This window comes from Photobacterium sp. SKA34 (assembly GCF_000153325.1).
Classification (GTDB): domain Bacteria; phylum Pseudomonadota; class Gammaproteobacteria; order Enterobacterales; family Vibrionaceae; genus Photobacterium.
The window spans coordinates 426,639-437,476 of record NZ_CH724145.1 but is presented as its reverse complement, the minus strand read 5'-3'; the positions used below and the strand labels follow the sequence as shown (position 1 = coordinate 437,476).

The following is a 10,838-nucleotide window of genomic DNA, read 5'->3' as shown; positions in this document are numbered from 1 at the left end:
TGATGGCCACGCTGTCTCCACCCGAGACTCAGTGAAATGAAATCGCAGTGAAGATGCTGCGTCCCCGCGGCTAGACGGAAAGACCCCGTGAACCTTTACTATAGCTTGGCACTGAACATTGACCCTACATGTGTAGGATAGGTGGGAGACGTTGAAGCAACCGCGCCAGTGGTTGTGGAGTCAATCTTGAAATACCACCCTTGTATGCTTGATGTTCTAACGTTGGCCCCTTATCGGGGTTACGGACAGTGCCTGGTGGGTAGTTTGACTGGGGCGGTCTCCTCCCAAAGAGTAACGGAGGAGCACGAAGGTGGGCTAATCACGGTCGGACATCGTGAGGTTAGTGCAATGGCATAAGCCCGCTTGACTGCGAGAATGACAATTCGAGCAGGTGCGAAAGCAGGTCATAGTGATCCGGTGGTTCTGAATGGAAGGGCCATCGCTCAACGGATAAAAGGTACTCCGGGGATAACAGGCTGATACCGCCCAAGAGTTCATATCGACGGCGGTGTTTGGCACCTCGATGTCGGCTCATCACATCCTGGGGCTGAAGTCGGTCCCAAGGGTATGGCTGTTCGCCATTTAAAGTGGTACGCGAGCTGGGTTTAGAACGTCGTGAGACAGTTCGGTCCCTATCTGCCGTGGGCGTTGGATGATTGAGAGGGGCTGCTCCTAGTACGAGAGGACCGGAGTGGACGAACCGCTGGTGTTCGGGTTGTGTCGCCAGACGCATTGCCCGGTAGCTAAGTTCGGAATCGATAACCGCTGAAAGCATCTAAGCGGGAAGCGAGCCTCAAGATGAGTCATCCCTAGACCTTTAAGGTCTCTAAAGGGTTGTTGAAGACTACAACGTTGATAGGTCAGGTGTGTAAGTGCTGCGAGGCATTGAGCTAACTGATACTAATTGCCCGTGAGGCTTAACCATACAACACCCAAGGGGTTTTATACGGACTCCAAGTACACTTGAACGTGTAGAGAACAACTAGTTAGATTTTCCCAGATTGCTATTTATTGTCGATGACAATAAATAAACCCGAATTTGCTTGGCGACCATAGCGTTATGGACCCACCTGATCCCATGCCGAACTCAGTAGTGAAACGTAATAGCGCCGATGGTAGTGTGGGGTCTCCCCATGTGAGAGTAGGACATCGCCAGGCTTTAAATTTCAGAATGTTGCATAAGCAGCTTTCATACAAGCTTTGTGTGCTGGTATGGCTCAGTTGGTAGAGCGCACCCTTGGTAAGGGTGAGGTCCCCAGTTCAAATCTGGGTACTAGCACCATTAATTTGTTTAGCGACCATAGCGCAGCGGTCCCACCTGATCCCATGCCGAACTCAGAAGTGAAACGTTGTAGCGCCGATGGTAGTGTGGGGTCTCCCCATGTGAGAGTAGGACATCGCTAAATCTTATTTTAAAACCCAGCCTTCGGCTGGGTTTTCTCGTTTATAAGCCCTCATATTCCCCAGATCTCTTTATCTTTATCTATTATGTTATTATTTTGTTCTAAACTTGCGTCTTCCTTCCTTTTTCTATAACGTTGATGGAAGTTTAGACGGCTAAACATCTTGTGTCGAAAGGAGTCAACAAAGATGCCAATAAAAATACCTGATCGCTTACCCGCTACTGATATTCTGCGTAGTGAAAATATCTTTGTGATGACAGAGAAGCGTGCTGCGAGCCAGGGGATCCGTCCGTTGAAGGTATTATTATTAAATTTAATGCCGAAAAAAATTGAGACAGAGACACAGTTCTTACGCTTATTATCAAATAGCCCAATTCAAGTAGATGTAGAACTATTACGAATCGATAATCGTCCAACAAAAAATACTCCTCAAGAACACTTAGATACTTTTTATCGTCAGTTTGAAATGGTGAAACAACGTAATTTTGATGGGTTGATTGTAACGGGAGCGCCGTTAGGTTTAGTTCAATTTGAAGATGTGCTTTATTGGGAAGAAATTCAAATCATCATGAATTGGGCGAAAGAGCACGTAACATCAACTATGTTTGTTTGTTGGGCTGCACAAGCTGGGCTCAAACTTCTCTATGATTTGCCTAAGCGTACGCGCAAAGAGAAGCTATCAGGGGTTTATCAACATCAAATTCATGATTGTCATCATCCGGTACTACGAGGGTTTGATGATACTTTTTTTGCTCCCCATTCTCGCTATGCTGACTTCTCTCCTGACTATTTAACCAGGCATACTGATCTTGATATATTAGCGACTTCAGAGCAGGCTGGAGTGTATTTAGCAGCGACAAAAGATAAACGTAATGTATTCGTAACGGGGCATCCAGAATATGATGTAGATACATTGCATAATGAATTTGTAAGGGATACTGAACAAGGAATGGAGCCAGCAGTCCCTGTGAACTATTATCCTGACAATGATCCTTCGAATTCACCTACTGCGAGTTGGCGTAGTCATGGCCATTTATTATTTAGTAATTGGCTAAACTATTGTGTATATCAGCAAACGCCTTACGATTTAGAACACTTTTCCGAAGCGAGTTTTACGAAAGACGAATAACAAAAAAGCCTGCATTGAAGAGCAGGCTTTTTTGTTGGTGGAATAATGACTTATTTATTTTTTAATTCCCAAAGCTTGGCTTTTTCAATTAATGGGGTAATGGTTAAACCTTGGATAAGGATAGAAAATACAACTACTGAATATGTCATTACGAGGATGATTTCTCGCACATCGATACCCTTCTCAGGAATTACCATTACTCCAGCAGGAATAGCCATCGCCATTGCTAATGCTAAACCACCGCGTAAGCCACCCCAAGTGAGGATCTTGACTGACATTGGGTTGTATTGGCGATAGCGGTTAAAGCTCACATATGGAAGTTTTACACTGATGTAACGGCTTAGAAGAACTAAAGGTACGACAATAATCATTAGGATCCAGTCTTCTTGGTGGAAGCTAAAATCAAGCATGGTCATACCAATTAATAGGAATAAGACACCATTTAAGAATTCATCAACCAACTCCCAGAAGTGATCTAGGTGTTCTTCACTTTCTTTTGAAAAGCCAATATAACGAGTCCAGTTACCAATCATGATCCCTGATACCACCATCGCAAGTGGGCCTGAGACATGAAGGACTTCTGCTAAAGCATAGCCTGCGGTTGGAATACCGATAGTAAGCAGTAATTCCATAGAGTGATCATTGGTTGAGCTAATGAGGTAGTGGAAAATTAGACCAAGAACAAAACCGTAAGCAATACCACCAATCGCTTCTTGTAAGAATAGCTGGGTTACGCCTATTACTGTTGGTGCGGTATCACCAAAAGCGATGGTAAACATGGTTACGAAGATAACGAGGCCAAAGCCATCATTAAATAAAGACTCGCCTTCGATTTGAGTCGAAATACGGCGAGGTGCATTCATTTTTTTAACGATGGCTAAAACGGCAATAGGATCGGTCGGTGAGATTAATGCACCAAAGAGTAAACAGTAAATCAGATCAAGTTGAATTCCGATTAACTGGCAAATACCCCATAAACTGAAGCCAATAAAAAAGGTTGAGAATAAAGTGGCGCCCAGTGCTAATACGGTAATTTCCCATTTTTGATCTTCAAGATGAGGTAACTTGATACCTAATCCGCCAGCAAATAATAAAAAACCTAAAATGCCTTTTAATAAGAAATCTTCAAAGTTAATTTTACTGATTTGAGACGCGGCAACATCTTCAAGATGGAACCAACCGTTGTGTCCCGCAATGATGATCAATAGTGACAGGATTAATGATCCGGCAGTGATAGCAATAGTTGTTTGCATCTTACCTATTTTACTGTTTACAAAAGCAATAAGCATTGCTGCTGCAGCCAGAAAGCAGAGTGTGCTATAGACCGACATGCGTAACCTCTAGATTGGTGGGTTGTTAGAAAATTTGTGACGAAATAGTAAAACCATAAGTAATTAATGGCTACTGATAATTTGTTTTATTTTGAAAAGCTTTTGTTGTGTAAATTATATTTAGCCTTCTTTATCCCTAATTGAAGTGTGATAGGATGTTACAAAGCTGTAATGGATTATAAGGATGTAGTGACGTGTTAAACAGCAAGGAATTACTGCATAAGCGGTTGGAAGAGCAAATCCTGATCATTGATGGTGGCATGGGCACCATGATCCAAGGTTATAAATTGGAAGAAGATGATTATCGAGGCCAACGATTTGCTGATTGGCATTCTGATCTAAAAGGGAATAATGATCTTTTAGTATTAACCCAACCCCAGCTTATTAAAGATATTCACCTCGCGTATTTAGAAGCCGGGGCGGATATTCTAGAAACCAACACTTTTAATGCTACAACGATCGCTATGGCTGATTACGACATGGAATCGTTGAGTGCGGAAATTAACTATGAAGCAGCGCGTCTCGCTCGTCTTGCTGCTGATGAATGGACGGCTCAAACACCAGAAAAACCGCGCTTTGTTGCCGGTGTTTTAGGACCAACAAACCGTACTTGCTCTATTTCTCCTGATGTTAACGATCCTGGCTATCGTAATGTTACCTTTGATGAATTAGTTGAAGCGTATTCTGAATCGACACATGCCTTAATTAAAGGTGGCGCCGATATTATCTTGCTTGAAACTATCTTTGATACGTTGAACGCGAAAGCTTGTGCTTTTGCTGTTTCAGGAGTTTTTGAAGAGCTGGGTTTTGAACTGCCAGTCATGATTTCAGGCACCATAACAGATGCCTCGGGACGTACTCTTTCAGGACAAACAACGGAAGCATTTTATAATTCATTGCGCCACGTTAAGCCGATTTCTTTTGGCTTAAACTGTGCGCTTGGACCTGATGAATTACGTCAATATGTTGATGAATTATCACGTATTTCAGAATGTGCTGTTTCTGCTCACCCTAATGCGGGTTTACCTAATGCCTTTGGTGAGTATGATCTTGAAGCCGAAGAAATGGCTGAGCATATTCGTGAATGGGCACAAAGTGGCTTCCTCAATATGGTAGGTGGGTGTTGTGGTACAACGCCTGAACATATTCGTCACATGTATGAAGCCACCAAGAATCTTAAACCTCGCCAATTACCTGATATTCCTATTGCTTGTCGCCTATCAGGATTAGAACCGTTAACTATCGATGCTGATAGCTTATTTATTAATGTTGGTGAACGAACCAATGTGACAGGCTCTGCTCGTTTTAAGCGTCTTATTAAAGAAGAGCTTTATGATGAAGCGTTAGAGGTAGCTCGTCAGCAAGTAGAGGCAGGGGCTCAAATCATCGATATTAATATGGATGAGGGAATGCTGGATGCGAAGGCGGCAATGGTACGATTTTTAAACCTTTGTGCTACTGAGCCTGAAATATCAAAAGTGCCTATTATGGTCGATTCTTCTAAATGGGAAGTGTTAGAAGCTGGGCTTAAATGTGTACAAGGTAAGCCAGTTGTCAACTCAATCTCGATGAAGGAAGGTAAAGAAAACTTTATCTCTCAGGCGAAATTACTTCGTCGTTATGGCGCCGCAATTATCGTGATGGCATTTGATGAAGTCGGTCAGGCAGATACTCGCGAACGTAAAATTGAAATTTGTACTAATGCTTATCGTGTGTTGGTTGATGAAGTCGGCTTTCCGCCAGAAGATATTATCTTTGATCCTAATATTTTTGCTGTTGCGACGGGTATTGAAGAACATAATAATTACGCTGTTGATTTTATTGAAGCGGTAGGAGATATCAAACGCACGCTACCGTATGCCATGGTATCTGGCGGAGTGTCGAATGTTTCGTTCTCTTTCCGTGGTAACAACGCTGTTCGTGAAGCGATCCATGCTGTTTTTCTTTATTACTGTTTTAAAAATGGTATGGACATGGGGATTGTCAACGCTGGTCAGCTTGCTATTTATGATGATCTCCCTGATGAATTACGTGATGCGGTTGAAGATGTTGTACTTAACCGCCGTGATGATAGTACCGAGCGCTTACTGGATATTGCCGCTAAATATCGAGATAGCGGTAATGTTGAAGAAGATCGCAGCGCTGCAGAATGGCGCGGATGGCCAGTTGAAAAACGTTTAGAGCATGCGCTAGTTAAAGGTATAACCGAATTTATTGTCGAAGATACTGAAGAATCTCGTCAGAAAGCCAGTAAACCACTTGAAGTGATCGAAGGCCCATTAATGGCAGGGATGAATGTCGTTGGTGATCTCTTTGGTGAAGGTAAGATGTTCTTGCCGCAAGTAGTCAAATCGGCTCGAGTGATGAAACAAGCTGTTGCCTATTTAGAGCCATACATCGATGCTGAAAAGCAGGCTGGACAAACCAACGGTAAAATACTTCTAGCAACCGTAAAAGGTGATGTTCACGACATTGGTAAGAATATCGTCGGTGTTGTACTGCAATGTAATAACTACGAGATTATCGATCTTGGGGTAATGGTGTCATGCGATAAAATTCTAAAAATCGCCAAAGAAGAAAACGTCGATATTATTGGCTTATCGGGTTTGATCACACCATCACTTGATGAAATGATGCATGTTGCGAAAGAGATGGAGCGACAAGGATTTGATCTTCCTTTGCTTATTGGGGGGGCAACAACCTCTAAAGCCCACACGGCGGTTAAAATTGAGCAAAACTATAATCAGCCTGTGGTGTATGTATCAAATGCCTCTCGTGCGGTAGGTGTCTGCTCCGCATTACTTTCTAATGAAAAAAAGCCTGCTTTTGTTGAGCGTTTAAGCCAAGAATATGATGTTGTTAGAGAACAGCATGCGCGTAAGAAACCACGTACTGCACCTATTACATTGGAAGAAGCGCGAGCCAATGCAGTTGATATTGATTGGCAAAGTTATACGCCACCAGTACCGAAAAAAGCCGGCGTTCACACCTTTACTGATTTCCCAATAGCTGAAATTCGCAAATATATCGATTGGACGCCATTTTTCATGACGTGGTCATTAAGTGGTAAATACCCAACGATTCTTCGTCATGAAGTTGTCGGTGAAGAAGCAACAAAACTGTTTAATGATGCAAACGAAATCTTAGATGAGATCGAGAAAACCGGCATGATTAAGGCTAACGGTATTTGTGGTTTATTCCCTGCCAATAATGTAGGTGATGATATTGAGGTGTACACAGACGATAGCCGAACAGATGTTTTAACTGTACTGCATGGTTTACGCCAGCAAACTAAAAAACCGAAAGGTCCTAACTATTGTTTATCTGACTATATTGCGCCTAAAGAGAGCGGTAAGGCTGATTGGATTGGTGCTTTTGCGGTAACCGGTGGGATTGGTGAATATGACATTGCCGAGCAATTTAAAGCAAAAGGTGATGATTACAATGCCATTATGGTACAGGCTGTCGCGGATCGACTAGCGGAAGCTTTTGCTGAATGTATGCATGAAATTGTACGTAAAGATATTTGGGGCTATGCAGCCGATGAAAATCTGAATAATGATGATTTGATCCGAGAAAAGTATCAAGGTATTCGTCCAGCCCCAGGTTATGCTGCCTGTCCTGAGCATACTGAAAAAGGTGCTATTTGGCAGTTACTTGATGCGGAAAAAAATACTGGCATGGTACTGACAGAAAGTTATGCGATGTGGCCTGGCGCTGCGGTATCGGGGTGGTATTTTTCACACCCTGATTCTCGTTATTTTGCGGTTGCTCAGATCCAGCAAGATCAGTTAGAAAGTTATGCTGATCGAAAAGGTTGGGATTTGATCGAGGCTGAGAAATGGTTAGGCCCAAATCTTTAATACTTTATCAATAATAAATAAAAAGGCGCTCAATGCGCCTTTTTGTTTATCTGAACTTTATTTCTAGCTTACTCCAATAAAGATGCGTGTAGTGTGCGAACCACATCTTTAGCTTCATCTTCATTAATTAAGAAACATAAATTATGTGGGCTGGCACCGTAGCAAATCATACGTAGGTTATGATCTTCTAGTGCGCCAAAGATATCTTTTGCAGACCCTTTAGTGTCACTCATTTGGTTACCGATAAGTGCAACCAGTGATAGCCCTTGCTCGACGTCAACCACACATAATTGACTTAATTCTTCAACGACTTGAAGCGGAAGAGTTGGCGCACCGCCACCAGTATCGGTTTGATCTAAGGTAAGTGAAACGCTGACCTCTGAAGTTGTGATGAGATCAACTGAGATTTTATGTTCAGCCAAGATACGAAAGACTTCGGCTAAAAAGCCATAAGCATGGAACATATTTAAGCTAGTAAGTGTCACCATGGTTTGGTTGGCACGTAATGCAAGCGCTCTAAATAGTGGCGCATCTTCAACAGATTGTCGGATCCAAGTACCACCTTGAGCTGGTGCTTTTGATGAACCAACAAATACTGGGATCTGTTGACGAACAGCTGGTACTAGGGTTGATGGGTGTAAAATTTTTGCGCCAAAGTTTGCCATTTCAGAGGCTTCACTAAAGCTGATCTCTTTGATCGGTTTCGCGGCTGATGTAATACGTGGGTCGGTTGTATATAGACCCGGTACATCAGTCCAAATTTCTAATGTACTAGCATTTACGGCTTCTGCGATTAAGGCTGCACTATAGTCACTGCCCCCACGACCAAGTGTTGTCGTAACACCTTGGCTATTTGATCCAATAAAGCCCTGTGATACCACGATATTATTGTCTAATAGTGGTAATAATTGCTCAGTCGCTAATTGCTTAATTGTGTCTGGCTGTGGGATCGCTTTACCAAATTGATCATCAGTACGCATGATGGGACGAATATCTACACGTACAGCAGGGGCGTTTAGCTCGACTAATATTTGACTAAAAAGGTGGGTTGAAAGCAGCTCGCCATGGCTAACGATTTGATCAGTCAATTGTGCTGAGGTTGCTGATGCCGCATGTTCAGCAAGGGTTGCGATGTTATCAAGTAGGCCGTAAATAGCATCTTGAATATTTTCTGGATGCTGAAGTTGCTCAAGAACATCTTGGTGGGTTTGGGTCAGTGTCTGAATGCGCTGTTGACGGGTTGTTGAATCGCTCACGCCATTGGCAAGTTCTACCAGAATATTAGTAACGCCAGAGCAGGCGCTGATTAACACAATTTTAGTTTCTGGATTAGCAGTAACAATTGCAGCACTACGGCTCATTGCACTGTAATCAGCAACACTAGTACCGCCAAATTTTGCGACAGTTAGTGAGTCTAAATGTGTTGTAGCCTTGTCCATAATTAATTTCTCCCTAAATAGTAAACACATCACAAGGTAGGTTATTTTTTCGGGAGTATTCCCGACATCCTGTCAGGAGAGCATTAGAGGTGAATAGTCACTCACCCAGAAGCTCCCCACCAATGTCAATCATTGACCTTGGTGACAGCTAGAAGGATTCAACCTTCATAGCCGATATAACTCATCCCCTAATCAGTTATACCTCGGCGTTACTCTCCCTCTCATAATGGCGATTGGATGGGGTCCTGTCATTATGATACCTAGGTAACGCTCCTCTTCCATTTTAAGTCGTACTGTTTGAATAATAAGTGCTTGAATAAAATATCATCTTATTGAATAAGATTCATCACCCTGTTGTCAAATGGAATATGACAATTTATTTACATATGATATTTCGTCAATGTGTGTCATGGGATCGGTATTGGTCGCTTGCACCAATGAAAGGGCTCTAATACTCTAAAATAGATAGCAACGCGTTCCACATAAAAATATCGACAGGGACAATGACTTTACGGAGCAAAAGAATGACAATTACCAGTTTTATCCCGCCGCATCGAACCCTCATGGGGCCGGGACCATCAGATATTTATCCGCAAGTATTACAAGCACTCAGTCGTCCAACGGTTGGGCATCTTGATCCGTTATTTATAGGCATGATGGATGAATTAAAACAATTGTTGCAATATGCCTTTCAAACCCAAAACGCCTTTACCATCGCTGTTTCAGCGCCAGGTAGTGCAGGTATGGAAGCCTGCTTTGTTAATCTCGTTGAAGCTGGGGATAAAGTGCTAGTTTGCCGTAATGGCGTTTTCGGGGAGCGGATGCGGGAAAATGTCGAGCGTTGCGGTGGTGTTGCTATCGTTGTGGATAACGAATGGGGGACGGCGGTTGATCCTGATTTAGTTGAACAAGTGTTACAAAACGATCCTGATATTAAAATTGTCGCTTTTGTTCATGCCGAAACCTCAACTGGCGCATTGAGTGATGCGAAAACACTGGCGGAAATTGCCCGTAAACATGACTGCTTAACGATTGTTGATGCGGTGACATCACTTGGTGGTGTTCCTTTGCTGGTGGACGAGTGGCAATTAGATGCAGTTTATTCGGGGAGTCAAAAGTGTTTGTCCTGTACGCCGGGGTTATCGCCATTAACGTTTTCTCAAAAGGCGATTGATAAGATCCAGCAACGTAAAACCAAAGTACAAAGCTGGTTTTTAGATCAAAGTTTGGTGCTTGGTTATTGGAGTGGGGAAGGTAAGCGTAGCTATCACCACACTGCACCTGTAAACAGTTTATATGCGTTGCATGAAGCTTTGGTATTATTACAAAACGAAGGATTAAAAAATGCATGGCAGCGCCATCGTAATGCTCATGAAGAGCTTAAAGCAGGGCTTGAAAAGCTTGATATCAAATTTGTGGTAGAAGAAAACTCACGTTTACCCCAACTCAATGCGGTTTATATCCCTGAAGGTGTTGAGGATGCTGAGGTACGTAATGAGTTGCTGCAACGTTACAACTTGGAAATCGGAGCAGGATTAGGTGCGCTGGCAGGTAAAGCGTGGCGTATCGGTTTGATGGGTTATGGTGCGAGAAGTGAAAATGTTGCCCTGTGCTTAAAAGCGCTAGAAACCACATTGAAGTAATATATTGATGAGTAAATAAAAATGGCTACC

5 protein-coding genes, 1 tRNA gene, 2 rRNA genes, 1 riboswitch and 1 other annotated feature are annotated in these 10,838 nt (G+C 42.9%); of the genes, 6 read left to right on the top strand and 2 right to left on the bottom strand.

Going from position 1 to position 10,838, the window contains the following annotated elements; genetic code table 11:
* Window positions 1-39: 39 nt before the first annotated feature.
* Window positions 40-912 (top strand) — a sequence feature (23S ribosomal RNA rRNA prediction is too short).
* A gap of 130 nt (window positions 913-1,042) precedes the next feature.
* The 4 genes from rrf (SKA34_RS20595) to metA all read left to right on the top strand — a co-directional run bounded on the left by rrf (SKA34_RS20595) (window position 1,043) and on the right by metA (window position 2,532).
* Window positions 1,043-1,158: ribosomal RNA gene (gene rrf / locus SKA34_RS20595) — 5S ribosomal RNA — on the top strand.
* 48 nt (window positions 1,159-1,206) lie between these two features.
* A tRNA-Thr gene (locus SKA34_RS20590) sits at window positions 1,207-1,282 on the top strand.
* Between the two features lie 8 nt (window positions 1,283-1,290).
* Window positions 1,291-1,406, top strand: a 5S ribosomal RNA gene (gene rrf / locus SKA34_RS20585).
* Window positions 1,407-1,590: 184 nt separating this feature from the next.
* Window positions 1,591-2,532, top strand: coding sequence for a homoserine O-succinyltransferase (gene metA, locus SKA34_RS20580; RefSeq protein ID WP_006647411.1), 942 nt, complete (start codon window positions 1,591-1,593; stop codon window positions 2,530-2,532).
* 50 nt (window positions 2,533-2,582) lie between these two features.
* Here the strand turns inward: metA and SKA34_RS20575 are convergent, their stop codons facing one another.
* On the bottom strand, window positions 2,583-3,863 hold the full coding sequence (locus SKA34_RS20575; protein ID WP_006647410.1) for a sodium:proton antiporter: 1,281 nt from the start codon (window positions 3,861-3,863) through the stop codon (window positions 2,583-2,585).
* Between the two features lie 194 nt (window positions 3,864-4,057).
* Between SKA34_RS20575 and metH the strand changes: the two genes are divergently transcribed.
* On the top strand, window positions 4,058-7,726 hold the full coding sequence (gene metH / locus SKA34_RS20570) for a methionine synthase (RefSeq protein WP_006647409.1): 3,669 nt from the start codon (window positions 4,058-4,060) through the stop codon (window positions 7,724-7,726).
* 68 nt (window positions 7,727-7,794) lie between these two features.
* On the opposite strand, the gene lysC is transcribed toward metH, so the two are convergent.
* Window positions 7,795-9,165 (bottom strand): lysine-sensitive aspartokinase 3, encoded by a 1,371-nt coding sequence (lysC, locus tag SKA34_RS20565; protein ID WP_006647408.1) that lies wholly within the window; start codon window positions 9,163-9,165, stop codon window positions 7,795-7,797.
* A gap of 101 nt (window positions 9,166-9,266) precedes the next feature.
* A riboswitch (Lysine riboswitch) is annotated at window positions 9,267-9,451 on the bottom strand.
* A gap of 238 nt (window positions 9,452-9,689) precedes the next feature.
* On the opposite strand from lysC, the gene SKA34_RS20560 reads away from it, so the two are divergent.
* Window positions 9,690-10,808, top strand: coding sequence for an alanine--glyoxylate aminotransferase family protein (locus tag SKA34_RS20560; RefSeq protein ID WP_006647407.1), 1,119 nt, complete (start codon window positions 9,690-9,692; stop codon window positions 10,806-10,808).
* Window positions 10,809-10,838: the final 30 nt, after the last annotated feature.

Excerpts from the sequence above, each read along its gene's own strand:
- SKA34_RS20560 (WP_006647407.1), top strand. The coding sequence starts at position 9,690 with ATGACAATTACCAGTTTTATCCCGCCGCATCGAACCCTCATGGGGCCG.
- SKA34_RS20575 (WP_006647410.1), bottom strand. The coding sequence starts at position 3,863 with ATGTCGGTCTATAGCACACTCTGCTTTCTGGCTGCAGCAGCAATGCTT.
- lysC (WP_006647408.1), bottom strand. The coding sequence starts at position 9,165 with ATGGACAAGGCTACAACACATTTAGACTCACTAACTGTCGCAAAATTT.
- metA (WP_006647411.1), top strand. The coding sequence starts at position 1,591 with ATGCCAATAAAAATACCTGATCGCTTACCCGCTACTGATATTCTGCGT.